Below are 24572 nucleotides of genomic sequence, written 5' to 3'. Positions count from 1 at the left end.
GGCCGGCGCGCTCAGCGGAGCAGAGTGGTCCGGAGCCTCTCGCAGTGCTCCGTGAGCGCAGCGCGGATCGCCTCCAGGTGCGCATGGTCGATCTCCTCCCCGGCGACCTCCCGCATCGCCTTGGCGAAAGCTGCCGGCATGCCCTCGAGGAAGAGTTCGGCGGCGGCGAGGACGTACTCCTGGCTCACCCCGATCTGTCCGGCGAACTTCAGCAGATGTCGACGCGTGACGTCATGGATCGATGGCGCTCCGCCGATGGACATCGCCATCGCAGGCCACGGAGCGTCTTGCCCGAATCCAGTCGCGACGTCGTACAGCGGTGCGAGCGCTGTGTCGCCGGCCGACAGGAAGACGGAGTAGTTCTTAGCGTGCCCATCCGGGGCGCCCAGCGCCCAGTTCGCGAGCACCGCCCGAACAAAGGTCTCGACATCCTCCTCGGGTGCACCGCCCCGACGAAGAGTGGTGACAACGTCGAGGGCCGTGACCGAGTACTTGTCGGCCGGGAGTGTCGAGGTGGCCTGGCACAGGTCCTCCTGGTGAACGCGCACCAAGCGCCCATCGACCCGGCGCCGATCGAAGCGTTTGATGACGATCGCCGGTTCGCCATCGAAGACCCGGAACTCGGACCCGGCCACAGGCAGACCGAGGAGAGAGAGGGCCCGCAGGCAGAGGTGCTCGACGAGCGCTTGTGAGCGGAGAGCCGTGATTCCGGGTTTGAGGATGTGCGTCGTCGGCTCGGCGCCATGCGCTTCATGCCACCGCTCGTTCTCGAGCCGGAGTGCGAGCTTCGACTGCGCGCCACCTAGTGACCAGTGCTCTCCCTCGGCGACCCAGGTCGCGCCGGTATTTGTGCGGAGGTCACGAAGTCGTGCCCCGATTCGCTCGTCGTCGACCGGGATGAGAGAGCCCGGCTCAGGGTCCTCCAGCTGTGCTTCGTCGAGGAACTGCACGGCACCGGGGCAGTCCTGACCGATCGCCGATAGCAGCGCGAACGGGCTGCGCGGTGAGACGCCGAATCTGCGTGCCGTGGCACGGCGGACGGCGTCCCCCTCCGGGAGCAGGCCCTCAATATAGGCAAGGGCTCTGCGCGGAGCGATCGGTGCGATGCTCGGCGCGAAGGCCAGCGACAGCCTCGGCATTCCTGCGCTTGGAGGCGCGGTCAGCCGCAGTGCTCCACCGTGGTCCTGGTCCAGGTGTCCGATGATCACTCCGTTGCTCACCATGAATAGCCGCTTGATCACGAGTCCTCGTCCTCATCGGCGGTGCGTCCGGCTGCGGAGGAGTCAGATGTCGGCGTCGCAGCCCGGGAGATCTGGGCGAGGTGAGCCGCGAGCTCGGGATCCACACCGGCGTTGAGCAGCCGGGCGGCGCGCTGCCCGTGCTCCACGACGACGGGGATTGCCGACGCCTCCCGCATCGCCTCGATCGCCTCGCGGGTGGCGCGCTCCGTGATCGACGTGGTGTGTTCCGGTGCGTCAGGGGTGACGGTGCGGGATGCTGCGCCGACGGTGAGTGGGAGGTCCAGGGCGGTGAGCACTGCGAGGACCTTCTCCAGCTCGGCTCGCGGCCGATTGCCCTGCTCGACGCCGATCAGCCACTCCCGGGAGACTCCGGCAACCTGTGCAAGTTCGGCCTGTGTGAGCGCCCGCGCCTTACGCCCGTCACGGAGTGCGGCACCGAGATCTTGCGGGGTCCTGATGCGCCGACTGTTCATGAGTGTGATGGTACGTCCACTTCTTTTGGATGTCTACGATCTGCCACAATTTCGAATGTGTACGCTCGTCGACACCGTGCCCCGTGTGCGGCGCGGAGGATGGTGGCTGCCACCGGATAGATCCGCGCTGCCCGCCCAGTGACGCCCTCAGCGGCTCACAAGGGGCGGGAGATGAGGATGTGCTCGGGGCTCTGCGCTGTCACCGGGCCACCGGGCCAGTCGCCGAAGCGATGCTCGATCTCGAATCCCGCCTGCTCGAGGCTGGCGTCAAGGGTGGCGAGCGGACGGAACGCCAACGTCTCCGGGGCGCTGAAGCTCCTGGTGCCGGCCCGCTCGGTGACCCCGCGGTGGGTCTCGACGACGCCGGTGGTGGGATCGCCCTGCACGTCGAGCATCTCGATCCAGCTGGTGAACGTCCCGCCCTCGGGGTGAAGGTAGGTGCCCCGGGTCAGTTCCGGGACCCAGCGAGCTCGACGCCCAGGGCGCCGGTGCCCGCGCCGATGTCCAGCACGGAAATTCCCGGGCCGTCGAGGGAGAGCTCGCGGGCCAGCTCGAGGCAGAAGTCGAAGTCCTGCCGTCCAGTGTTCTCTTCATCGTAGGTGCGCGCGGCCTCTGGGTTCTCGTACGGATTCTGGGACATGTCGGCGGACCCTAGCCGACTGGTCCGGCGGGAATCCAGAGATATTCGGCAGATCTGGGCGTGGCGTGCTGGAGGACCCGATGCCTGGCCCCGCGGCGCGGCCCGGTGGATGATGGTCCCCACCGGATAGATCCCTGCTGCCCGCCCATCGACGCGCCGGCAGCCGAGCTCCTCAACGCACCTCGCCCACCATCCAGGGCGGGCGCCGAGGGGCGAAGCCTCAGAAGGAGCACCCCGTGACCAGGAATGACATCTCCACCCACCAGCCCGTCATCGTCGGCGGGGCCCGCACCCCGTTCACCCGGCTGCTCTCGCAGCAGGCTGCGCTGAGCGCCGTCGACCTCGGTGCCCACGCCATCCGCCATGCCCTCGAACGCTCCGGCATCGACGCCGCGGTGATCGACACCGTGATCATGGGGCAGGTCATCCAGGCAGGCCAGGGACAGAACCCGGCCCGCCAGTCCGCGCTCGGCGCGGGCCTGGCCTGGGACATCCCCGCCGTGACGCTCAACAAGGTGTGCCTCTCAGGGCTGACCGCCGTGATCGACGCCGCCCGCCTGATCCGCGCAGGCGAGGCCACCGCCGTGATCGCCGGCGGCCAGGAGTCGATGAGCAACGGACCGCACCTGCTGATGGGCGCCCGCACGGGATACAAGTACGGCCCGACCACCGTGCAGGACTCCGTCGCGCACGACGGGCTCACCGATGCGCTCAGCCAGGAGGCGATGGGCGACCTCACCGAACGCGGCAATCCCGAGCGCGGCATCTCCCGCCGCGACCAGGACGAGATCGCCGCCGCCTCCCACCAGCGCGCTGCCGCCGCGGCAGGCGTCGGGATCCACGCCGAGGAGATCGCGCCCGTCGAGGTGCCCCAGCGCAAGGGCGACCCGCTGCTCATCGACCGTGACGAGGGCGTCCGGCCCGACACTACGGTCGAGACCCTGGCCGGTCTCCGCCCCGCCTTCGCGAAGGACGGCACCATCACCGCCGGCAACTCCTCGCCGCTGTCCGACGGCGCGGCCGCGCTCGTGATCACCTCCCGCGCCTACGCCGAGGAGCACGGCCTCACGATCCTCGCCGCGATCGGGGCCCCCGGCCAGGTCGCGGGTCCCGAGGACTCCTCACTGCACTCGCAGCCCTCGAACGCTCTGCGCGCGGCACTGGCCCGCGACGGGCTTCAGGTGCAGGACCTGGACCTGATCGAGATCAACGAGGCGTTCGGCGCGGTCGTCGTCCAGTCGCTGACCGACCTCGACTACCCCCTCGAGAAGACCAACATCCACGGGGGAGCGATCGCGCTCGGCCACCCGATCGGTGCCTCGGGGGCGCGCCTCGCCCTGACCGCAGCCCTCGAGCTGGTCCGCCGCGGTGGCGGACGCGCCGGTGTGAGCCTCTGCGGCGGCGGCGGGCAGGGAGAAGCACTGCTGCTGAGCGCGTGAGGCGAGGACGGAACGCCCTCTGGACAGCACGGCGCACTCCGGACAGCACAGCGCCCTCTGGACAGCACTTTGCGCTGAGGACCTATGTGAGCACTTCACATAGGTCCTCAGCGCATAAGCGGTGGCGCCTGCGGCGGCGATGGCTCGCTGCGGCGGCGCCGGGCGGCCTCAGAGCGTGCGGGCCAGCGGGTCGAAGTCGGCCGGGACCGCCGGGATCTCGGACACCACGGAGCTCACGGTGACGAACTCTCCGCTCGCGGCCGACTCCTCGGCCGAGAGCATGATGTCCAGGACGTGGTAGCCCACCTCGCCGGTGGCGATGTGCGGGCGACCGTCGTGGATCGAGCGGACCATGTCCAGCAGGCCCAGGCCGCGACCGGTGGTCGGGCCCTCCTGCGGGATCTCGATCCACTCCTGCTCCGGCGGCTTCTCGCCGAAGCTGTCGAAGCGGCGCACATAGGCGATGCGGCCCTCGAAGGTGTTCGGATCGGGCACCACCAGCGAGCCCTCGGTGCCATGGATCTCCACGATGCCCTGACGGGCCAGCGGCGAGTCGAAGCTCAGCAGCGAGGTGCCGGACTGGCCGCCCTCGAACTGGGTGAGCACCGAGATCGTGGACGGCACCTCGACGGGGAAGGTGGTTCCGGCGTTCTCGCCCACCAGGATCGAGCGCTCCTCGGCAGCCTTCAGGCCCACCGCAGCGACCTTCTCGACGGTCCCGAACAGGCTCACCAGGGTGGTGAAGTAGTACGGACCCATGTCCAGGAGTGGGCCGGCCCCCTGAGCGAACAGGAATCCGGGGTTCGGGTGGAACACCTCAGGGCCCTGGTACTGCATGGAGGTCTGCGCGAACAGCGGCCGACCGATCACACCGTCGAGGATCGCGCGCTTGGCGGTCTGCACGCCGGCGCCGAGCACGGTGTCCGGTGCGCAGCCCACTCGCAGCCCGGCCTCGTCGGCCTGCTTCAGCAGCGCGGCGGTGGACTCGCGGTCCATGCCCAGCGGCTTCTCGGTCCACACGTGCTTGCCCGCGGCGATCGCGGCGGAGGAGATCTCGACGTGGGTCGCGGGCAGGGTCAGGTTCACGACGACCTGCACGCCCGGGTGGTCCAGCACGTCCTGCGCGGTGCCGGAGGCGGGCACGTTGTGCTTCGCGGCCTGGGCGGCGGCGCGCTCGGTGTTGATGTCGCCGAGGATCAGCACCTCGACGTCGGGGAAGGAGTTCAGGTTCTCCAGGTAGGTGTCGGAGATGACGCCGACGCCGATGAAGCCGACGCCCACGGGGCCGGAGAAGGGGGAGGGGGTGCTCATGCTGCGAGGCCTCCGTCGATCAGGAAGCGGTAGCTGTTCTCGATGTCCTCGAAGACGTCGCCCGGGGCGTTGTCGTACTCGATGACGGCGTACTTGACGCCCGTCGCTGCCTTCATGGCCTCGACGGTGGGGACCTCTCCCTCACCGGCGTGGCGCTGGTCCAGGCTGGTGGAGGCGAACTTCGGGGCGCCCGGAGCGAAGGGGTTGGACTCGGGCTTGATGCCGTCCTTGACGTGGATCGCCACGAGGCGGTCGCCGAGCTCCTTGACCAGTGCCACGACGTCCTGACCGCCGACGAGGGCCCAGTAGAGGTCCAGCTCGATCGCGACCGACGGATCCACCAGCGACAGGAAGCGCTGGTAGGCGGTCTGGCCGTCGAAGTCCGCGAGGAACTCCTGGGCGTGGTTGTGGTAGCCGACGGTGAGGCCGAACTCCTTCGCCTTCTCTGAGGCGGCGTTGAGGCGCTCGGCGATGTCCTTCACGCCGTCCTCGGTGAGCCAGCGCTCGGTGGGGACCATCGGGTCGATGACGGTCTTCATGCCGATCTCGGCTGCAGCCTCGAAGACGACCTCGTTGGCCGGGGTGGGGATGGAGCCGTCCGGGGTCCACAGCTCATCGGAGAGCAGCGGGGCGTGCCCGGTGGGGGACGAGAGGCCGGAAGCGTCCAGCGCAGCGCGGATCTCCTTCGGACGGCGCACGAAGTCGAAGGCCTCGACGTTCTTCAGGCCGATCTTCGCGAGCTTGTCGAGGGAGCCGTTCATGTCGGCGGAGAACTCCGCGGCCAGCGTGTACAGCTGGACGGAGGCGAGGGGCAGAGCCACGTCGAACCTGCTTTCGTACGTCGTTGTCAGAGGTCGGGTCGCATCGCCGACGAGGACCGTCGAGGATGCGCTGCGGCCACAATAACAGCAAACCCACCAGTTGGAGGTTTTTGCTGCGAAGAAGTTCCCGACGTGGGTACATTGGCTCCATGAGCACCGAGGAAGCCCCGGCCGAGCCCGCCGGGAAGGGCCCGTCGGCCACTGCTGCGGAGTCGGAACCGGCGGCCGCGCCCGGCCCGTCGGCCGCCGAGCCCGGCCCGTCGGGCGCGCCGCGCATCGGCCGTGCGGGCTCCTACTCTAAGGGCATCGCCCGCCGGCAGGAGATCCTCGACCGCGCGATCGAAGTGTTCCGCGAACGCGGGGCCGACGGCACCTCCCTGCGCCGCATCGCCGAGGCCATCGGCGTCTCCCACGGCGCCCTGCTGCACTACTTCTCCTCCCGCGAGGAGCTGCTGGTCGCCGTCTACGAGCACGCCGAGCTTCGGCGCGACCTCGACAAGGGCGATCGGAGTCAGGAGCGCTCGGTGGAGGTGATGGCCAATGCGGCGGTCGCGAACCTCGAGGTGCCGGGCCTGGTGCAGCTGTACTCGACGCTGCTGGCCACCTCGCTCGAGGTCGAGGCCGGGCCCGCCAAGGAGTACTTCACGGTCCGCTTCGAGCGCGTGCGCGACAACCTCGAACAGAAGCTCAGGGAAGACCAGGAGGCTGGGTATGTGCGCTCTGACGTGGACCCCGCCCGCACCGCCGCACTGATCGTCGCCGCGAGCGACGGCCTGCAGATCCAGTGGCTGCTCGAACCCTCGATCGCGCTGCAGGAGACGCTCGAGACGTTCGCGGTGCTGCTGGCGCCGTGAAGGCTGGGCTCGAGTGGCGACGGGCCGGGCCACAAGGCCTGATCTCGTCGCGTCGGGTCATCCTTTGATCGCGCCGAAGATGACGCCCTTGGTGAAGTGCCGCTGAATCAGCGGGTACACCAGGAGGATCGGGATCACCGCAACCACGGTGATCGCCATCTTTATCGGCAGCCCTGCGACCTCTGCACCGCCGGTGTCCACGACATCGGCACCGGGGACCGGCTGACCCTGGAGCACGTAGGAACGGAGCACCAGCTGCAGCGGCCACTTCGAGCTGTCATTGAGGTAGAGCATGGCGTTGAAGAAGCTGTTCCAGTACATGACGCCGTAGAACAGCGCGATGACAGCGATCACCGCCTTCGACATCGGGATGACGATGCTCCTGAGGATCCGCCAGTCGCTCGCACCGTCGATGCGTGCCGCCTCGGTGATGCTGCGGTCGATCCCCATGAAGAAGTTGCGCAGGATCAGCAGGTTGAACGCCGAGACAGCGCTGGGGAGGATGAGCGACCACAGGGAATCGATCAATCCCAGGTTCGAGACCAGCAGATAGGTGGGGATCATCCCGGCGCCGAAGAACATGGTGATCACGAAGAACAGCAGCAGCCCCCGATGGAACAGTGACCCCGGCCGGGACAGCCCATAGGCGGCCATGATCGAGACCCCGGTGGCCAGCAGCGTGCCCACGCCCGTGATGAAGACGGAGACCAGGATCGACTGGGTGACCACGCCGCCGGTGAGGATCTGCTCGTACGCCCCGAAGGTGATGCCGCGGGGAACGGTCACCATCCCGCCGGATTCGTTCACCGAGCCCTGAGTCGAGATGCTGGTGAGCATCACGGTGTACATCGGGTACAGCACCACCAGGGTGATGGCGGTCAGGGCGGCGATCTTCCCGATCCGGCCGGGGAGCGACGGCTTCTCCTGCCAGGCGGGCCGGTGCTGCGGGCGGGATGGCCGCTTCGGCCGCCTCTCGGGAGCGGTCGCCGACGGCCCGGTGATCGTCGCCGTCGACGTCGGGCCGGGTGCCCTGCTGGATCCGATGTCTGTCATGAGCCTGATTTCTGGTAGATGCCGGCCTCGCCGAACAGGTGGGCCAGCTTGTTCGCGCCGAGCACCAGCAGGAGGCTGATGACACCGGTGACCAGGCCTGCGGCGGCTGCGAAGCTCCAGTCCCCGAAGAGGACGCCCTGGTAGTACACATAGGTGTCCACCACCTCGGCGTGCGCTCTTCCGATGGCGTCGCGATGCAGCAGGATCTGTTCGAAACCGACGGTCAGGGTGTCGCCGAGGCGAAGGATGAGCAGCAAGATGATGACCGGCTTGAGCGCAGGCAGCGTCACGTGCCACATCCGCTGCCACCCGCCCGCTCCGTCGACTGCGGCGGCTTCGTACTGGGTCGGGTCTACGGCGGCGAGGGCCGCGAGGAAGATGATCATCCCCCAGCCGGCGTCCTTCCATACCGCCTCACTGGTGACCAGCACGAGGAAGGTGTCAGGGTTGGTCATGATCTCGACCGGTGCCATGTCGTTGTCCCGCAGCACCCGGTTCAGGAGCCCTGCACCGCCGAGCATCTGTTGGAAGATCGTCACCACCAGCACCCACGAGAAGAAGTGTGGCAGGTAGACGATCGACTGGATGGTCGAACGGAGCCACGGGGTCAGCACCGAATTCAGCAGCAGCGCCATCACGATGGGGATCGGGAAATAGAAGAAGAGCTGGAACGTGGTGATGGAGACCGTGTTGATCACGGCGCTGTGGAAGTGGGAGTCCGTCAGCAGCCGCTGGAAGTTCTCCCACCCCACCCAGGGGCTCTCGGTGATGCCGACATAGGGGGAGTACTGCTGCCAGGCGACGATGTTGCCGAGCATCGGCACGTACTTGAACACCAGCACGAGTGCCGCTGCCGGGAGGACCATGAAGAGCAGTGAGCGGTCCTGACGAAAACGACTGGCGAAGGTCGCCTTGGGGCGCCGCACTGGCAGCTCAGCAGCAGGGGAGTGCTCGGCACCTCGGCGTGGTGGTGCGCTGTGCTCTGTCACCTTGGCCTCGGTCATCAGTAGTTCCCCGAATCGAGAGCCTCCTGGTAGAGCGCGCGCAGCTCCTCGCCGCCGTTCTTGCGCCACTCCTCGATGGCGGTGTCGACGTCAGCGAGGCTCTGCCGGCCGCGCGGCACATCCACCTGGAGATCGGAGAACGGCTGGCTGAGCTGTGCGAGCTGAGGCGGCTCGGCGATCTGGACGCCGTGCAGCGGCGGCTCGACGGCATTCTTCGATGCATCAGCCTGCCAGGTGCAGAAGGCCTCGACATAGTCCGGCATGGAGACGACGGTGTTCGTCTGCGGCGGGGCGCACAGGCTCCGGAAGGTGGTGATGACTTCGGCCCTCCCGAGGTCGGTGGGAATCTCCTCGCCGGTGTCGGACAAGGTGAAGTGCTCCCCCTCCACACCGCGCTCGACGAGCTGGTACTCGGTGGTCCCGAACGGAGACGCGAGAAGGTCTGCGACCCGCAGGAAGTTCTTGATCCTCTCCTCGTCGTCCGTGCGCTTGAGGAAGGTGACCATCTCGGCGGGACGGTTGACATAGACCCAGGGGTCCCCGCCATCGCCGGAGAACCACTTCACGGCGTCCTGGCGGTACGTGGGGTTCGAGGGTCGCTGGCTGTTGTACGCCTCGGCCCAGCCGCCCACGCCATCGACGGTGAGGAGCACGTTGCCTGATTGGAAGCGCTGCTTGGCCTCGGCGACGTTGCCGGCGACCGCGTCCGGATGGACCGCACCGGAGTCGAACAGCTTCTTCAACCAGTCCAGCGCGAGCTTGTACTCCTCGGTCTCGATGCGGTTGACGAGCTTGCCGGAGTCGTCGAGCTTCCACTTCTCGGGAACGTGGAAGATCAGGTAGGCCAGGACGCCGAGATCATTCGTGCCCCAACGGTTCGCTTTCGCGTCCGTGAGCTCGACGGCGAGGTCGATGAGGTCCTGCCCGCTGGTGATATCGGGGGTGATGCCCATCGTGTCCAGCAGATCCCCTCGGGTGAAGAGGGCGTTGGTGACGATGCCGCCCGGCTTGGGCAGCCCGTAGAGCTTCTGCCCGAAGCTCGAGAACTGCCACGCTGGGGTGGGCAGGTTCGCCAGGTGGGGGTAGTCGAGCGCAGCATCGCCGCCGAGGTACGGGGACAGGTCTTGGAAGACTCCCTCGATCGCCTGGTGGAAGTTGGGGCGGATGTTCCAGGCCGGCATCGACACCCAGTCTGGGATGTTGTCCGGGGAGGCCAGGACTGTCGCGAGCTTGTCTCCGTAGGAGTTGCCCTCGGTCAGCTGGAAGGTGAAGTCGAAGCCGGTCTTTGCACGGAGGGCATCGATGTAGCTGTTCTCGGAGAGATCGGGGATGGCGCTCCATAGCGGCACCATGGCGGTGGTCTCCGAGCCGTCACCGATCGGATCGGGGTAGGTCTCTTCGAGCTCATCAGGGATCGTCAGGAAGCCCGGTGTCGAGCCGTTGACGGCTGGGAAGTCCGGTTCGGCGACCTGGAGCTCCTTGTACGTCGGGAGGTGCTCGCCGGAACCGCTCGCCGCGGGGGCTTCGTCGGAGGAGCTCCCGCAGCTTGCCAGCGCCGTGGCCCCGGCGCCTACGCCGAGCAGGCCGAGAAAGGACCTGCGGGACGGGGAGGGGAACATTCCAGGGTTGTGCTGACGCATTGAGCGCTCCTGTATTGCGGGGTATGCAGAGCTGACTGGGACCGGAGTCGAGGGGTAAAGCATTTCTTGCAACCGGTTGTAGGATCGTAGATCATGTGTGTGACCCAGTCAACAGTCTCCAGTTGCAGAATCGTCACGGCGCTGCGCGCTGCGGAAATGCTGGCGCACTCGTGGCGCAGGTGGCGCAGATTCTCCTGTCAGCCCCAGGGGCGCCGGATTTTCCACCGCATGAGAAGTGCGATGCCAGGGGGCCGGACTGAAGGGTTCGGACCGATTCTCTGCAATCGGTTGCGGTATCCCGTCTGCTCGGCTACGTTCTGTGGCCACAGCGCGGAGTGATCTCGACCAGGGCAGCCCCCTCGGGATGCCGCCCGACGAAGGAGTCGCACATGGGATGGGTCCGCCGTGTCGTCAGTCTGACGACAGCCGCACTGCTGATGGTCGGGGGCGCCGCAGCAGCCACTGCCGAGCCGACGCCGTCGTTCTCGCAGGCCTCGCCGGCGCCCGAGGCGATGCCGTCGAGCCCGCCTGCCGTCGACACCCACGGCCTGCGTGTCGGGGACCCCGGCGAATGCGCAGCACCTGATCTCGCTGCTCCCGGTGGAGGACTGATCACCGGCTTCTTCACCTTCTACACGACCGACATGTGCCAGGCCCTGTCGACGATGCAGGACGTTCACGACTCCGGTGGCGACACGCTCATCACTTTCGGCTACCGGCTCCAGCTGCGAGACCTGGATGAGTCCGGCCGCATCCTCACTGCAGACGGCGCAGTCGACCCGCGCTTCGACTGCCTCGACGGAGGCGCCTCCTGCGTGGCTCAGGCGCGTGAAGGCCTTGGCGACGCCGAGATCCGCAGGGTTCTCACCTACTCAGGGTCCGAACGTTTCGGCTCTGAGATGCTCGCCTGTGAACGACTGGACAAGGAGATCGTCTCCGAGGGCAGCAGGTTCCAGCGAGTGCTGCTGCCCGTGGACGGCGAAGGCTGTGAAGCGAGCCAGTACGACCTCGTCATGATCGCGAACGGTGGACTTGACGCCCACACCGATGTCGCCACCGTGCTCGTCGCGGCAGAGGCGTTCGGTATCGACTTCCACCTCGGTCTGCCGAGGCCCGGACAGGATGCCGAGCAGCCATGGCTCATCGACACCTCCTATCTCGACACGATGACCCGCTTTACCGAGCGCACAGTGAAGGACTGGGAGGCGCGGTACAGCGACCTGGAGTCCTACGGCGGGCTCTACCAGAGTTCGGAGATGCCGATGAAGGGCAACGAAGCCTGGGATGCGCAATTCGCGCTATACGACGCCCAGCACGGCGTCGTCGCAGAGCAGGCACCCGGCAGCTCGATCCTCGTCAGCCCGTACATTGATGCGCGTCCCCGCATGACCAGCCCGGTCGAGGCTGTGGAGCTGTTCACCCAGCGACTGATCGATTCCGTGGACGGAGCGCACCTGATCCTCGCGCCCCAGGATGGTCGAGGCACAGGCAAGGGAGGTGTCTACTTCCCAGACCAGGCGGATGACATCGTCCTTGAACGGCTCCAGGACGTAGTCGGTGGCGCTATGACCTATAGCGACGCCTTTGGCGGCACCACTTCCCACGATTACTACACCGCCGCACTCGAGAGCGGTAAAGCCGCGGGCGGAGAGTCCTTCGAGCTGTGGGCAAACATCGAACTCATGGAGCCAGCACCTCTTGCGGGCGAACCGATATGCATCTCCGGCGTGAACCGTGGCCAAGCTGACTCGGCACGCATCGCCACTCAGATCTCAGTAGCTGGTGACACGGCCACCAAGCTGATCGGCTATGACTGGGACAACGCGATGCTCTGCGAGGTCCCCGGCAAGGATCCCCTTGTGGAGCAGCTCGCAGCAGACGAAGGACGCCCCGTCCCCACCAGCGTGATCCTCGAACCGGGTGGCACAGCACTGATGACCGGCTACCAGCTGGACGGCGTCTCCGGCGTCGTGACCTGGGCTGACAGCAACGGCGATGAGCAACGCGTGGAGATCATGCCGGAGACTAGCGAGAGCCTCCCCGAGTACGGAGCAGCGAAGCCCAACGCACGCCCCGTCGACCTGCAGGCCGTGCGATTCCGACTGGATGTCGCGGACATCGGCCCGTCGGCCCCATGGATCTCCCTCGCGTTGGAGAACTCGAAGGGGACGATCCCCTACGGGACCTACAGCGTGGTCCCGGCCCAGGCCGAGCCGTCCTGCGACACCATCGTGACCGGTGAACATTCCGGTCCGCTCACCATCGGCACGGGCATCACCTGCATTGAGGACGCCACGATTACCGGGCCGGTGCGGATTGACGAGGCGGCAAGAGTTCTGGTCCAGGACACGACGATCAGAGGGCCCGTGACCACGCAGGGGGCGGACAGCATGTACTTCGAGTCAAGCCACCTGTACGGCCCGCTCCGTCTGCAAGGCACCACCGGGGCACTGACGCTGCAAGGAGTCACTGTGGAGGGTCCGGTCGACCTGATGCAGGACCAGACTGGGCCGCTCGGTATTCAGATGGTGGAGGTCCAGATTCAGGGCCCGCTCCGTTGCGACGTGGACACTCCGCTCGTGGCGACGGGGCTGGATGTCCGAGGCGGTATCGGGCAGAGGTGCCTCGTCGCGTAAGCGCCGCGATCCCGCACTTCTCAGCGCACTCGCGGCACCGGTACCGGGCGCATCGGGGGTGAACTTGCAGTGTCGAAGTCTCGACTCGCCATCGCCCGCTCGCTGCGGGTGAGGAGGTCCAGCACGTCGAGCGACACATAGGCGCGCCGCGCACGACCGATCGAGATCGTCTCCAGGATCCCGTACTCCGTGAGCTGGGCCAGGGCGTTCTGAGCAGCGGTCGTCGTCACCCCGTGCACTCGCGTCACCGTCGACGTGGTGAGCACCGGGGTGCCGGGAAGCGAGTCGAGGATGGTGGACAGTGCGGAGTTCCGCCGAGTCGCCCGGACCTTGCCCTCCCGGCGCCGAGCCTCCGAGATGATGCGCGACCATTCCTCGCGCAGCTCTGCCAGGCGCCGCTCGAGGCCTGCGGCCTGCTCCGCAGCAATTCTCACGGCATTCGCGAAAGTGCTCACCCAGGTCTCGATCGCTGCGAAGACCTGTGGCGACTCCGGTCCTCCCTCGACACGGAACGATTCCAGGCCATCGATGTATTCCTCATGAAGGGTCGCCAGCACCAGGCTCACCGGAAGGATCGCTTCTGCGGTGAGGCCCCGGCGGGTGAGCACCGTGTGGATGAGGGCTCGACCGACGCGGCCGTTGCCATCGGGGAATGGGTGGATCATCTCGAACTGGGCGTGCGCGAGTGCCGCTTGGATGATCGGTGAGTGAGTGGCACCGGCCATGTATCGGACCAGGTCCTCCAGCAGTGCGGGGACCTCATCGGGCGGCGGAGGCACGTGTGCGGCCTCGAGCGGGTGGTATCGCGAGCCGCCGATCCAGTTCTGCGTTGCCCGCACTCCCTGGAGCTCGGTCGGTGCCGGGATGAGCGATGCCTGCAGGGCGCCCAGATCTGCGACGGTGATGACCTCCTTCTCGGAGAGGGCGTCGGAAGCGTCGCGCACGATCGTCATGTTCCGCGCCACCTGCTGAGCGGTGTCGGAGAGCCCGCGGACATCCTCCTCGAGGGCGAGCTCGGCGAGAGCGACGTTCCTCGGGCTGGGTGCGATCCCCTCGATATAGGAGGACGCAATCGCTTCGGAGCGCAGCAGGAACCGGGAGACGAGGCCCAGATCCTGATATGTGCCGCGGTTCAGTGCGCGCACGGCGCGTTCGGCGGCGGCGACCTCGGCATCGACCTCAGGTCCGATCGCCAGCCTCATCCCGGTGAGGGCGGAGGGCGTGTAGGTCTGGTATTCCCCCGAGCGTCGATCTGCACGGGGGACGCCGGAGTCATAGGGGTTCTCCCAGTACTGCGAGGTGAAGTGCCCCATGCATAGCCCCTAACGTGGTGATCGTGGCCCGATGATCCAACTTTAGTGCTTAAAGTTGGATGGAACGAGTGGGCCGCCCACCTTACGCACTACAGAGAGAGGCGCGGCCCCTCGACGCGGCACCACGTAACCTGGTCCGGGCGACGAGCGCTGGAACGCCTTCGAACGATCCCCGATCGCCGGTGCCCGCCCCTGTACGAGGAAAGCAGAGTCCACTGAACCTGTCGGTCCCGCGTCGCTTCGGCCCCCTGCGCGACAAGCACTCCCGCCCCTACCTGGTCACCGCCGGACTCTCGATGATGGGCGACAACATCGAGCACGTCATCACCTACTGGGTGCTGTGGCAGGTGTTCGAATCGCCCTGGCTGGTGGGCTTCCAGGTGATCAGCCACTGGCTGCCCTTCCTGATGTTCTCCGTCCTCTTCGGTGGCCTCGCGGAGAAGTACGACTGCCGACGCATCATCCAGATCGCCCAGGGGCTGTTCGCGTTCGTCTCGCTGGCCTGGGGGCTGCTGTTCCTCACGGGCACCCTGGAGATGTGGAGTGCCTGCGTGCTGCTGGTGCTGCACGGCTGCGCCGGCGCGCTGTGGGGCCCTGCCGAGCAGCTGATGCTCCATGACTTCGCCGAGCCGCGCGAGCTGGCCAGCGCCGTGCGGCTGAACGCCACCTTCAAGAGCCTCGGGGTGCTCGCCGGGCCGGTGGTCGGATCGGTGCTGATGCTGCTGCTCGGGCCGACGTTCGCGATCCTCGCCAACATCGTGTTCTACCTGCCGATGACGCTGCTGATGCTCCGCACCCCCTTCACCGGGCACTCCCGCAGCGGGATCGTGCACCGCGAGCGGATCTCGATCCTCGACACCCCGCGCGTGCTGCGCACCGTGGGCAACGACAAGGTGCTGGTGGGCATGATCGCCCTGGCCGGACTGATCGCGGTGTGCGTCGGCTCCTCGCTCCAGGTGTCGATGCCGAACTTCGCCGACACTCTGGGCGCCGGCGACGAGGGCGGGCTCGGCTACGGCGCGCTGCTGTTCGCCAACGGGATCGGGGGAGTCGTGGGCGGCTTCCTGCTCGAGGCCACCGGGATCCTCAAGGTCGACGTGCGCGGCGCCGTCATCGCTGCGGTGATGTTCGGACTGACCTCCCTGATCGTCGCGACCACCACCCACTACGCGGTGGCGGTGATCGCGCTCGTGATCGGCGGGGTCGCAAACCTCGCCGCCACCGCGATCGGTCAGGCGCTCGTGCAGCTGCGCGCCCCCGAGGACCAGCGCGGACGCGTCGTGGGGGTCTACTCGATGATCGGCAGCGGCATGCGCACCGGCAACGGCATCTCCCTCGCCTGGCTCGGAGCGCTGCTCGGGGTGAGCGGCGCGGTGGCCGTGGGCGGGATCGCCCTGGTGCTCGGCGCGCTGCTGATCGGTGCGCTAGTCGCGCTGCGGACGAGGCGGGGTCTCAGCGCCTGAGGTCGGCCAGGCGCCGCTCAGCCGTTGCGGCGGCGGTGGTGCCAGAGCAGAGCGGCCCCGCCGGCCAGTAGGAGAGCCGCGAGCACCGCAGGGCCCGCGGCCGACGCGCCGGTCTCCGCCAGCTCATCGCCACCGCCGTCGGATGCTTCGCTGCCGTCAGCGGCATCGTCTTCTCCGGCGCTGCTGCCCTCAGTATTGCTGCCGCCACCGACGGTGCCATCAGCATTCGGGGTTCCGGCCTCGGCGGGGGAGATGCCCACCTGGCCGTTCGAGACTCCGTGTGCGAACAGCGAGGTCATCAGCACGGCGAGCGAGGCCGCCTCCCGCTGCTCCGCGGTGTACTCAGGGGCTGCGGCCGGGAAGTCGTTGGTCGCCGGGCCGGGGGCTGCCGCGGCGGGCGCGGAGGGCGTCTGCTCGGACGCGGTGGGGCTGGCGCCCGCCGTCGGCGCCGGATCATCCTCCGCGCCGGGGGACGGCGCGGTGGGTGTGGTCGGTGCCGGGTCCGGGCTCGCCGAGGTGGACGGACTCGGTGAGGCAGGCGAATCGTCCTCGCCGGGACCGGTCGTCGGATCCGGCGTCGGCGTCGGCTCCGGCGTCGGCTCGGGGGTTGGCGTCGGCTCCGGCGTCGGCTCGGGGGTCGGCGTCGGCTCGGGGGTAGGGGTCGGCTCCGGTGTGGGTTCGGGCGTCGGTTCCTGCGTCGGCTCTGGCTCCGGCGTGGGCTCAGGATCCGGCGTCGGCTCTGGGTCTGGCGTGGGCTCCGGATCGGGTGTCGGCTCCGGGTCTGGTTCCGCGGACTCGTCGGTCACCGTGAACGATCCGGTCGCCTGCTGCTGGCCCACGTCGATCACCGCGCTAAAATCTCCGCCGGTCGTTGGCTGGTAGCTCCAGGACGCGGTCCCCTCAGAATCAGTTTCCAGTCCATCGAGTTGAACCGGACCTTTCGGAGTGACGATGGTGATCGTCGCGAAGCTGCGTGCGTCGAAGCAGGTGCCAGTGATAGTCACGGAGGACCCGAGTTCGATCGACTGAGCGCTGACCGAAGCACTCGGATTCATCCCCTCACACGCCGCCCCGCCCTGCATCGGAGCGATCTCCGCCGGTGCCGGCTCCGCCTGAGCCATCGCGGGGCCCGCGATGCACGCGGCGACGAGGAGGAGTCCCGCACCGCCACGGAGGGCGGTCCGGTCACTACGGACGATCATCGGAACTCCTCAGAAGACATTTGGAACCAGTCATACTGTAGGAGGCGACGCCGCCGCGTGGGTCCCGAGGAGTTCATCTCGGGGCAAACTTTTCATGAACACCTGTCACGGTGGTCACTCGGAGGAGCACGACATGACCCAGGACGACGTCGCCGTCGAGGCCCCCCATGACCCGTGGCATCCGCAGAACCGGGCCCGCGAGCTGGGTGTCGGACTCACCCAGGAGCAGGCGCGCGAGATCGCCACCGAGGCCGAATCGGTGATCCGCGAGATCGCGACCATCGTCGAGGGCAAGGACGAGGTGGCCCGGATCGCCGTGCTGGTGCTGCTGGCCGGCGGTCACCTGCTGATCGAGGACATCCCGGGCGTGGGCAAGACGATGCTCGCCAAGTCCCTGGCCGCAGCGCTCGGCGCCGAGCGTCACCGCATCCAGTTCACCCCCGACCTGCTGCCCGGGGATGTCACCGGCGCGAGCGTGTTCAACCAGGCCACCAGCGAGTTCGAGTTCCGCCCCGGGGCGGTGTTCACCCAGATCCTGCTGGCCGACGAGATCAACCGCGCCTCCCCGAAGACTCAGTCCGCGCTGCTCGAGGCGATGGAGGAGCGGCAGGTCAGCGTCGACGGCACCACCTACCCCCTGGCCGAGCCGTTCATGGTGGTCGCCACCGCCAACCCCGTGGAGATGGAGGGCACCTACCGGCTGCCCGAGGCGCAGCGCGACCGCTTCCTGGCCCAGACCACCATGGGCTACCCGGTGGCATCGGCCGAGGTGCGGATGCTCGCCGCCCAAGCCGGACCGGTGCGCGACGGGGACCACGACCTGGTCGATGCCGTCACCGAGCGCACCAGGCCGGAACAGATCGCCGCCCACGTACGTGCGGTCCGCAGCGTCTACGCCTCCCCGGTGATCCTGGAGTACGTCGTGCGGCTGGCTGAGGCCACCCGCTCCCACCCGCAGGTCACCCTCGGCGCCTCACCGCGCGCTGCGGTGCACCTGGTGCGCGCCGCGAAGGCGAACGCCGTGCTCGCCCGGCGCACCTTCGTCACCCCGGAGGACGTCGCCGCCGTGATCATGCCCGTGTGGCGTCACCGCATGCACCTCACCCCCCAGGCCCTCTCCCGTGGGGCCAGCGCCGGGGAGCTGGTCGACCAGGTGCTGCGCAGCACCCCGCAGGCGTGAATCCGCGCCCCGGCACCCGCTTCCGCCCCACCGGGCGCGGCATCGTCGTGCTCGTGGGCTGCGGGGCGCTGTGGGTGCTGGGCGACCTGGCCCGGGTGACGCCCCTGCGCCAGCTCGCCGCCGCTCTGCTGCTGATGCTGGTGATCGGCGCGATCGGGATCGCGGTGAGCAGCGTGGGCCTGCGCCCCACTCGCCGCCTGGTGGACGACGCCGTCCCCGTCGGCTCCGTCGCCCGGGTGATGCTCGAGCTCACCGGGACCGCCTGGATCACCGTGGTCCCGCTGGGCCGCGGCATCGCCCGCGAGCACCTGCCCGAGGAGCTCGGCGGCCAGGGAGACCTGCCGCTGAACAGGCAGATGCCGCACGTGCTGCGCGTCGGCCGCCGTGGCGCCCACGAGCTCGGCCCCTACTCCCTGATCGTGCGCGACGTGCTGGGGCTGTTCCACCTGCGCCGCACCGTCGAGGACGGCCTGGCGCTGACCGGGCTGCCGGTGGTCTCCGAGATGGCCCCGGCTGCCGAGCGCGCCACCGGCATCACCCGCGAGGGCGCATTCAGCGCCGCCCCCGCCCCGGGTGTCGGCGAGATCGGACCCATCGCCCGCCCCTACGCCAGCGGCGACGACATCCGCCGCATCCACTGGCGCGCGAGCGCCCGCACCGGCCAGCTGATGACCCGTGAGGACGAACCCGCCGCCGGCCACAGCGCCGTGATCGTGCTGGATACCAGCCGCCGCGAGAACCCCTCCGGCCAGGTCGAGGACGCGCTCGTCTCCCACGCCGCGACCGTGCTGGACGCGCTGGGCCTGAACGGCTGGGAGGTGCGGATCGTGGACGCCTCCGGGGACGAGATCACCCGCAGCGGCCGCCGCCGCGGCATCCCCGGCCCCTCGCCGCTGGGCAGCGAAGCGGACGCCGTCGAGCAGCGCGCCTCCCTTCTCGCCCTCGCGGAGGTGGACTTCGACGACGACGCCTCCGGCGGTATCGGCCAGGATCACGCCGCCGGCCACACCGCGCTCGCGATCGCCCTGGGGCCCGATGACGGCGAACCCTTCTCGGGCCTGGACCTGGACCGCTTCGCAGGCCGCTCCACCCACCGCACCGCGATCGCGCTGCGCCCCGCCCTCGAGGACGACGGAGACGAGGCGCCGCACCCGCCTCCGGCCCGCCGCATCGGCCCGGCCGACGGCGAGGACTTCGGCCACGCCCATGAGCAGCACGTCCGCGAGCTGCAGACGATCCGCGCCCGGCACACCCCCACCCAGTCCCAGTTCGGGGCCTGGACCCTGGTGCGGGGCACCACCGCCGACACCCTCGATGACCTGCTGACCACCGCCGAGGAGGAAGCGCCGTGAGCCCCCTGATGGGCCGGCCCACCCTCGAAGGCCTCCACCTGATCGGCCGCGCCCTGCTGCTGCAGGTCGCACTGCTGCTCGCCGCCGCCCCCGTCTCCCAGCTGCTGGCAGGCTCCTCCTGGCTGCTGCTGACCCTCACCGCCAGCGCCCCGGTGATCCTCGGCGGGATCGTGCTGCGACGCCTGCTGCGCCCCCCGATGCTGGTGCCCGTGGCCCAGCTGGGGCTGATCGTGGTGCTGGTGGGGGTGGTCGAGATCGCCCAGGACCTCACCCGCTGGCAGGACGGCCCCCTCCAGGTGCTCCGCGACCAGGGCGAGATCTTCAGCCGCGGAGTCAACGAACTGGTCACCGGCATGGCCCCGCTGACCCTCGGCGCGCCCGGCACCGTGCTCGTGGTGGCGGTGATCGCGCTGGTGACGCTGCTGCTGGACCTGATGTACCTGGACCTGGGATGGCACACCCCCACCGGTCTGCTGCTGATGGGCGCGATCCTGGTGCCCGCACTCCAGCAGCCCTCCGGTGGTCCCTGGTGGCATGTCACCGCCCCCGTCCTCGCCGGTGGCGCCATCCTCGCCACCCGCACCGTCCACGCAGATCCGAGCTACATCCGCGGGGATCGTCGGCCGCAGGCGGGCCCCGCCGCCCACCCCGGCCGCACCCTCGCCGTGACCGTGCTCTGCGTGGCGCTGGTGGCGGGGCTCAGCCCGCTGCTGGCCCCTGCGCTGCCGCAGCTGGCGCCCGCACGGATCGCCCTGAACATGGACCTGCTGCAGCGCTGGCAGGACCCCGACGCCCCGGCGCTCGGCGCGGTGATGATCGACGACGACGTCTCCGTGCGCCGCTCGCTCCTCCAGCAGGAGGACACCGAGGTGCTGCGCTACACCACCACCGCCGAGGATCCTTCCTACCTGCGCCTGCGCGCCCTGAACCGCTTCGACGGCGAGACGTTCCGCGGCGACGTCGAGGGGGAGGGGCTGGTGCTCGGTCGCGCCGCCTTCAGCGACTCCCGCGATGACGGAGTGGCTGTGCACGGCAGCGCCGACGACTTCATCGACACCACCATCGACATCACCAGCTTCGCCGGTGATCGCCTCCCCGTGCCGGACAACGTGCGCGAGATCCAGGCCTCAGACCGGGACCTGAACCGGGCGATGATCCTCCAGCCCTCCCACGGAGAGGTCGCCCTGAACCATGTCTCCGCAGGGTTGATCGGGGAGCGTTACAGCGTCGCCTCCGAGCAGCGCAGCTCGACCGCCGAGCAGCTGCGTGCCGTGGATCCCGCCGTGTTCGAGCAGCCCTTCGAGGTGGGCTACACCTCCCAGGACGAGGTGCCCGAGGTCGCCACCGAGCTCGCCACCACCGTCGCCGCCAGCGCGGGCGCCGAGAACGGCTTCGACACCGCCGTCGCCTATCAGGACTACTTCCGCAACTCCTTCGCCTACTCGCTCACGGTCAACTCCGCCCCGGGCGAGGACCCGCTGGAGTCCTTCCTCACCGACCGCATCGGATACTGCGAGCAGTTCGCCGCGGCGTTCGCACTGATGATGACCTCACAGGGCTACCCCGCCCGCGTGGTCATCGGCTTCACCGCCGGAGAGCAGGACGGCGACGAATGGAGGGTCAGCGCGAAGAACGCCCACGCCTGGCCCGAGGTGTGGTTCGGCCCCGAGCACGGCTGGGTGCGCTTCGAGCCGACCCCGGCCGCTGCGGCGAACGGCGTGAACCCGCCCGGTGTCACCGACGCGAGCACCCCGCAGGACGCCCCCGATTCCGCACCCGAGGACCCGGAGGAGTCGGATCAGCCCACCGAGGAGACGCCCAGCAGCGAGGAGGGCACCACCGACGAGCAGACCACCGAGGACACCTCCGCCGCGGAGACGTCCGACGGCGGCGGCGCGGGCCCCTCCGAGGAGACCGTGGAGCGCCTCGGCGGAGGCGTGATGGGCATCCTCGGGATCGGCACGCTGCTGGCCGCGGCCGCTGCGGCAGCAGTGATCCTGATCCGACGCCGCCGAATGCAGGCCCGTGACGAGCGCTGGGCAGCGCTGCTGGGACGGGGCAGCGGCGCGGGGCGAGGCGGCCCTGGCGGAGGCGGTACTGGTGGTGACGGCGCTGGGGGAGACGGTGCTGGCGGAGTCGCGAACGCCTCGGCCCTGGCCGCCGAGCGGATGCATCGCCGCGCCGGAGAGCTGGCCTGGTCGGAGCTGACCCGCGAGCTGGCCGTGCGGGAGACTGCGATCCGCTGGCTCAGCATCACCGGAGCCTGGGGACGGCCGCCCCTCCGGATCCGGCTCGACCCCGCACTGCCGCCTGCCCGTGCCCTCACGGACCTGCTCGACCAGATCGGCGCCGGTACGCTCGACGTCACCGCCGAGCAGTGCGCCGCCGCCGCCCGCATCGCCGCCGCCTACACCGACGCGACTTACGCCGCGCCCCTGCCGGACGAGCCCACCCCAGCGCCCGCCTCAGCGCCCGCCCCGGGCCCCGCCTCAGCGCCCGCCCCGGGCTCGGAGAGTTCTTCCACGCCCTCGCCCGCGCCCGCGTCGGCGCAGAGTGAGCGGCCTCGACATCCGCTGCGCAACGACTCGGACCAGGTCATCGAGCTCATCCGCAACGCCCGGTGACGGCCTTCCCCCGGTGACCGGCCCCGGTGGCGCGGCGTCCCTGTAACCCGACAGGCATGTGCGCTCTGCTTTCCAGAGGTGGAAGGAGAGCGCACATGTCTTGCGAGTCCGCCAGATGGCGCACGCTCAGCCCTTCACCGCGCCCTCCGAGAGGCCGGAGATGAAGTGGCGCTGGTTGAGCAGGAACACCAGCAACACCGGGACGGTGACGATGATCGTCGCGGCCATCAACGGGGCGTACTGGATGTTGCCGCTCTGGCTGAAGCCGGTCAGGGCCAGCTGCACTGTCTGGCTCTTGGGGGACGAGGAGACCACCAGCGGCCAGAGCAGGTCGTCCCACACCCCGGTGAACGAGAAGATCGCGACCACCGCGATGATCGGCTTGGACAGAGGCATGAAGATCGACCAGAAGATCCGCAGCTCGCCCGCACCGTCGATGCGTGCCGCCTCGGACAGCTCCGGGCTCATCCCCTTGTAGAACTGGCGCACCAGGAAGATGCTCATGGTCCCCACTAGGTAGGGGATCGCGATGCCGCCGAGAGAGTCGACCAGCCCGCTGCCGCCGCGGCCCAGAATGTCGTTTCCGCCCATGAGGGGGAAGTTCGAGACCATCAGGAACAGCGGGATAAGGGTGACCGCGACCGGGATCGCGGCGGTGGCGATCACCACGTAGAACAGCACATTGCTGCCGCGGAAGGGCAGGTGGGCGAAGGCGTATCCGGCAGCGACCGTGATCAGGCAGTTGGTCAGCACCGACAGCAGCGCCACCAGCGTCGAGTTCAGGAAGGCCCGGCTCAGGTTGCCGACGGTGAGCGCGGTGACGAAGTTGTCGAGCGTCGGCGAGTCGGGCCACAGCTTCACATCCCGGAAGGCGGCCTCCGCAGGGGTGAACGCAAGGCTCACCATCCAGAGGAACGGGAAGAGCACCAGCGCCGTGGCGATGAGGAGCAAGAGTAAGTTCAGGATCCGAGTCCGGCCGGTCCGGGTGACCCGGAATCGCCGAGGTCGGAGTGTGGAAGCAGTGCTCATCGTTCCCTCTCGGCGCGCAGCGCGATCAGTGTGAGTCCTGCGATGAACGCGAACAGCACGAAGGCCATGGCCGAGGCGGAGCCCATGCTGCTGTAGTCGAAGGCCTCGGTGTAGATCAGATAGTTCACGGTGGTGGTGGAGTCCAACGGCCCGCCAGAAGTCAGCACGAAGATCTCCGCGAAGCTCTGGGACAGGAAGATGATGTCCATCGCCACCACGTAGACGAGCATCGGGCGCAGCCCCGGCAGGGTGACATAGCGGAACTGCTGCCAGCGGCTTGAGCCGTCGATGCTCGCGGCCTCATAAAGCTCCTTCGGGATGGTCTGCAGCCCAGCCAGCAGCAGCACCATGTTGGAGCCGAGCGCCTTCCAGATCCGCATCACGGAGACCCCGTTCAGGGCCGTCTCCGGATCGTTCAGCCATCGCTGCGGCCCCATCCCGATCACCTCGAGAAGGTCGTTGAACAGGCCGTTCTGCGAGTACATCCACAGCCAGATCATGCTCACGGCGGTGAGCGAGACGATGTGGGGGATGTAGAGGGCTGTGCGGAAAAGGCCCACGCCGCGAAACGGACGGTTCGCCAGCAGCGCGAGGACGAGGGCGATCGCCACCGTGAAGGGCAGGACCTGCAGGGTGTAGCGCAGGGTCACCCACAGGGCGTTGAGGAAGTCTGCATCCTTCAGCAGCCCCAGGTAGTTATCGAGCCCGATGAAGGTGGGGGCTCCGCGTTGCAGCGGGCTGTACCTGGTGAAGCTGAGCAGGAATCCGTAGACCACCGGGATCAGCTGGAAGACGATCACGTACAGGACCGCCGGAGCGACCAGGATCATCCCGGCGCGTGCCCGGGCTCGCTGCAGGGGCCGACGACGGCGGGGCGCCCCCGCGGCGCCGTCGGCTCGTGCGCCCGGACCCTTGCTCTCTGTGGTCGGCCCTGGGACGGCGGTGGTGCCGGTCATGGTGCTCATCCGTTCTCGGCGAGAATCTGTTCGATCTCCTCGGCGGCGCCGTCAAGCGCCTCCTGCGCTGTGCCCTGTCCGTTCAGCGCCTGCTCGAGGTAGCTGCCCAGGGTGTCCCGGATCCGGGTCCAGCCGGGCACGTTGGGGTTCGAGCGGAAGTTCTCGCTGTTCTCGACAGCTTCGGCGATCGCGGGATTGGACTGGACATATTCGCTGTCCACCGCGGAAGCTCGGGCCGGGACGTGGCCCACCTCTTCGGCATAGCGGTTGCCGAGATCGGCACTGCCGAAGAAGGCGAGGAACTCCCAAGCGGCATCCTTCTTCGCGCTGTCCGGATTGAT

At 68.6% G+C, this 24572-nt stretch carries 21 protein-coding genes; 7 read left to right on the top strand and 14 right to left on the bottom strand.

The window, feature by feature from the left end:
* Positions 1 to 11: 11 nt before the first annotated feature.
* From ACTH43_RS11530 to ACTH43_RS11515, 4 genes are all read right to left on the bottom strand, one after another.
* On the bottom strand, positions 12 to 1241 hold the full coding sequence (locus ACTH43_RS11530; RefSeq protein WP_441445044.1) for a type II toxin-antitoxin system HipA family toxin: 1230 nt from the start codon (positions 1239 to 1241) through the stop codon (positions 12 to 14).
* Positions 1238 to 1714, bottom strand: a complete 477-nt coding sequence (locus tag ACTH43_RS11525; RefSeq protein WP_441445043.1) for a helix-turn-helix domain-containing protein — start codon at positions 1712 to 1714, stop codon at positions 1238 to 1240. The genes ACTH43_RS11530 and ACTH43_RS11525 overlap by 4 nt, the downstream gene beginning before the upstream one ends.
* A 155-nt stretch (positions 1715 to 1869) precedes the next feature.
* Positions 1870 to 2109, bottom strand: a complete 240-nt coding sequence (locus ACTH43_RS11520; protein WP_441445042.1) for a hypothetical protein — start codon at positions 2107 to 2109, stop codon at positions 1870 to 1872.
* Positions 2110 to 2162: 53 nt separating this feature from the next.
* Complete coding sequence (locus tag ACTH43_RS11515; RefSeq protein WP_441445041.1) at positions 2163 to 2354, bottom strand: hypothetical protein; 192 nt, start codon at positions 2352 to 2354, stop codon at positions 2163 to 2165.
* Between the two features lie 236 nt (positions 2355 to 2590).
* Here ACTH43_RS11515 and ACTH43_RS11510 point away from each other — a divergent pair, with 236 nt between their 5' ends.
* Entirely contained in the window at positions 2591 to 3793 is a 1203-nt protein-coding gene (locus ACTH43_RS11510) for an acetyl-CoA C-acetyltransferase (protein WP_441445040.1), read from the top strand.
* A gap of 168 nt (positions 3794 to 3961) precedes the next feature.
* Here ACTH43_RS11510 and ACTH43_RS11505 read toward each other — a convergent pair whose 3' ends face one another.
* On the bottom strand, positions 3962 to 5104 hold the full coding sequence (locus ACTH43_RS11505; RefSeq protein WP_441445039.1) for a Gfo/Idh/MocA family protein: 1143 nt from the start codon (positions 5102 to 5104) through the stop codon (positions 3962 to 3964).
* Positions 5101 to 5925 (bottom strand): sugar phosphate isomerase/epimerase family protein, encoded by an 825-nt coding sequence (locus ACTH43_RS11500; RefSeq protein WP_441445038.1) that lies wholly within the window; start codon positions 5923 to 5925, stop codon positions 5101 to 5103. Before ACTH43_RS11500 ends, ACTH43_RS11505 begins: the two co-directional genes overlap by 4 nt.
* A gap of 149 nt (positions 5926 to 6074) precedes the next feature.
* On the opposite strand from ACTH43_RS11500, the gene ACTH43_RS11495 reads away from it, so the two are divergent.
* Positions 6075 to 6779, top strand: coding sequence for a TetR/AcrR family transcriptional regulator (locus tag ACTH43_RS11495; RefSeq protein ID WP_441445037.1), 705 nt, complete (start codon positions 6075 to 6077; stop codon positions 6777 to 6779).
* 57 nt (positions 6780 to 6836) lie between these two features.
* Here the strand turns inward: ACTH43_RS11495 and ACTH43_RS11490 are convergent, their stop codons facing one another.
* Genes ACTH43_RS11490 through ACTH43_RS11480 form a run of 3 tightly spaced genes read right to left on the bottom strand, consistent with a single transcriptional unit; the run spans position 6837 to position 10476 of the window.
* Positions 6837 to 7832 carry a carbohydrate ABC transporter permease gene (locus ACTH43_RS11490; protein WP_441445036.1) on the bottom strand — a complete coding sequence of 332 codons (996 nt, stop codon included), beginning with the start codon at positions 7830 to 7832 and terminating at the stop codon, positions 6837 to 6839.
* The gene (locus tag ACTH43_RS11485) at positions 7829 to 8836 is read right to left on the bottom strand and encodes an ABC transporter permease (protein WP_441445035.1); all 1008 of its coding nucleotides are present in this window, start codon (positions 8834 to 8836) and stop codon (positions 7829 to 7831) included. The genes ACTH43_RS11490 and ACTH43_RS11485 overlap by 4 nt, the downstream gene beginning before the upstream one ends.
* Complete coding sequence (locus ACTH43_RS11480; protein WP_441445034.1) at positions 8836 to 10476, bottom strand: substrate-binding domain-containing protein; 1641 nt, start codon at positions 10474 to 10476, stop codon at positions 8836 to 8838. The genes ACTH43_RS11485 and ACTH43_RS11480 overlap by 1 nt, the downstream gene beginning before the upstream one ends.
* 815 nt (positions 10477 to 11291) lie before the next feature.
* Between ACTH43_RS11480 and ACTH43_RS11475 the strand changes: the two genes are divergently transcribed.
* Positions 11292 to 13112 (top strand): hypothetical protein, encoded by a 1821-nt coding sequence (locus ACTH43_RS11475; RefSeq protein WP_441445033.1) that lies wholly within the window; start codon positions 11292 to 11294, stop codon positions 13110 to 13112.
* A gap of 20 nt (positions 13113 to 13132) precedes the next feature.
* Here the strand turns inward: ACTH43_RS11475 and ACTH43_RS11470 are convergent, their stop codons facing one another.
* Positions 13133 to 14425 carry a Fic family protein gene (locus ACTH43_RS11470; protein WP_441445032.1) on the bottom strand — a complete coding sequence of 431 codons (1293 nt, stop codon included), beginning with the start codon at positions 14423 to 14425 and terminating at the stop codon, positions 13133 to 13135.
* A 182-nt stretch (positions 14426 to 14607) separates the two neighbouring features.
* Here ACTH43_RS11470 and ACTH43_RS11465 point away from each other — a divergent pair, with 182 nt between their 5' ends.
* On the top strand, positions 14608 to 15888 hold the full coding sequence (locus tag ACTH43_RS11465) for an MFS transporter (protein ID WP_441445031.1): 1281 nt from the start codon (positions 14608 to 14610) through the stop codon (positions 15886 to 15888).
* Positions 15889 to 15905: 17 nt separating this feature from the next.
* Here the strand turns inward: ACTH43_RS11465 and ACTH43_RS11460 are convergent, their stop codons facing one another.
* On the bottom strand, positions 15906 to 16736 hold the full coding sequence (locus ACTH43_RS11460; RefSeq protein ID WP_441445030.1) for an LPXTG cell wall anchor domain-containing protein: 831 nt from the start codon (positions 16734 to 16736) through the stop codon (positions 15906 to 15908).
* 487 nt (positions 16737 to 17223) lie between these two features.
* Here ACTH43_RS11460 and ACTH43_RS11455 point away from each other — a divergent pair, with 487 nt between their 5' ends.
* From ACTH43_RS11455 to ACTH43_RS11445, 3 genes are read left to right on the top strand one after another with little or no spacing between them, the layout of a single operon-like run.
* A complete protein-coding gene (locus ACTH43_RS11455; protein ID WP_441445029.1) occupies positions 17224 to 18270 on the top strand; it encodes an AAA family ATPase in 1047 nt (348 codons plus the stop codon).
* Positions 18267 to 19622 (top strand): DUF58 domain-containing protein, encoded by a 1356-nt coding sequence (locus ACTH43_RS11450; RefSeq protein WP_441445028.1) that lies wholly within the window; start codon positions 18267 to 18269, stop codon positions 19620 to 19622. The genes ACTH43_RS11455 and ACTH43_RS11450 overlap by 4 nt, the downstream gene beginning before the upstream one ends.
* Entirely contained in the window at positions 19619 to 22246 is a 2628-nt protein-coding gene (locus tag ACTH43_RS11445) for a transglutaminase family protein (RefSeq protein WP_441445027.1), read from the top strand. Before ACTH43_RS11450 ends, ACTH43_RS11445 begins: the two co-directional genes overlap by 4 nt.
* A gap of 126 nt (positions 22247 to 22372) precedes the next feature.
* Here ACTH43_RS11445 and ACTH43_RS11440 read toward each other — a convergent pair whose 3' ends face one another.
* From ACTH43_RS11440 to ACTH43_RS11430, 3 genes are all read right to left on the bottom strand, one after another.
* The gene (locus ACTH43_RS11440; protein ID WP_441445026.1) at positions 22373 to 23197 is read right to left on the bottom strand and encodes a carbohydrate ABC transporter permease; all 825 of its coding nucleotides are present in this window, start codon (positions 23195 to 23197) and stop codon (positions 22373 to 22375) included.
* A 74-nt stretch (positions 23198 to 23271) separates the two neighbouring features.
* A complete protein-coding gene (locus ACTH43_RS11435; RefSeq protein ID WP_441445025.1) occupies positions 23272 to 24240 on the bottom strand; it encodes a carbohydrate ABC transporter permease in 969 nt (322 codons plus the stop codon).
* A partial coding sequence (locus ACTH43_RS11430; protein WP_441445024.1) for a hypothetical protein occupies positions 24237 to 24572 on the bottom strand: 336 nt, incomplete at its 5' end. The genes ACTH43_RS11430 and ACTH43_RS11435, both read right to left, overlap by 4 nt.

Source organism: Brachybacterium sp., assembly GCF_052095815.1.
In the GTDB taxonomy this organism is placed as follows: domain Bacteria; phylum Actinomycetota; class Actinomycetes; order Actinomycetales; family Dermabacteraceae; genus Brachybacterium.
The sequence above is the reverse complement of the archived record's forward strand: the minus strand, read 5'-3'. Positions and strand labels throughout refer to the sequence as shown.

Bases quoted from the DNA above. Each gene is read 5' to 3' on its own strand.
- ACTH43_RS11525 (WP_441445043.1), bottom strand. From the start codon at position 1,714: ATGAACAGTCGGCGCATCAGGACCCCGCAAGATCTCGGTGCCGCACTC.
- ACTH43_RS11520 (WP_441445042.1), bottom strand. From the start codon at position 2,109: ATGCTCGACGTGCAGGGCGATCCCACCACCGGCGTCGTCGAGACCCAC.
- ACTH43_RS11515 (WP_441445041.1), bottom strand. From the start codon at position 2,354: ATGTCCCAGAATCCGTACGAGAACCCAGAGGCCGCGCGCACCTACGAT.
- ACTH43_RS11505 (WP_441445039.1), bottom strand. From the start codon at position 5,104: ATGAGCACCCCCTCCCCCTTCTCCGGCCCCGTGGGCGTCGGCTTCATC.
- ACTH43_RS11495 (WP_441445037.1), top strand. From the start codon at position 6,075: ATGAGCACCGAGGAAGCCCCGGCCGAGCCCGCCGGGAAGGGCCCGTCG.
- ACTH43_RS11490 (WP_441445036.1), bottom strand. From the start codon at position 7,832: ATGACAGACATCGGATCCAGCAGGGCACCCGGCCCGACGTCGACGGCG.
- ACTH43_RS11485 (WP_441445035.1), bottom strand. From the start codon at position 8,836: ATGACCGAGGCCAAGGTGACAGAGCACAGCGCACCACCACGCCGAGGT.
- ACTH43_RS11480 (WP_441445034.1), bottom strand. From the start codon at position 10,476: ATGCGTCAGCACAACCCTGGAATGTTCCCCTCCCCGTCCCGCAGGTCC.
- ACTH43_RS11470 (WP_441445032.1), bottom strand. From the start codon at position 14,425: ATGGGGCACTTCACCTCGCAGTACTGGGAGAACCCCTATGACTCCGGC.
- ACTH43_RS11455 (WP_441445029.1), top strand. From the start codon at position 17,224: ATGACCCAGGACGACGTCGCCGTCGAGGCCCCCCATGACCCGTGGCAT.
- ACTH43_RS11435 (WP_441445025.1), bottom strand. From the start codon at position 24,240: ATGAGCACCATGACCGGCACCACCGCCGTCCCAGGGCCGACCACAGAG.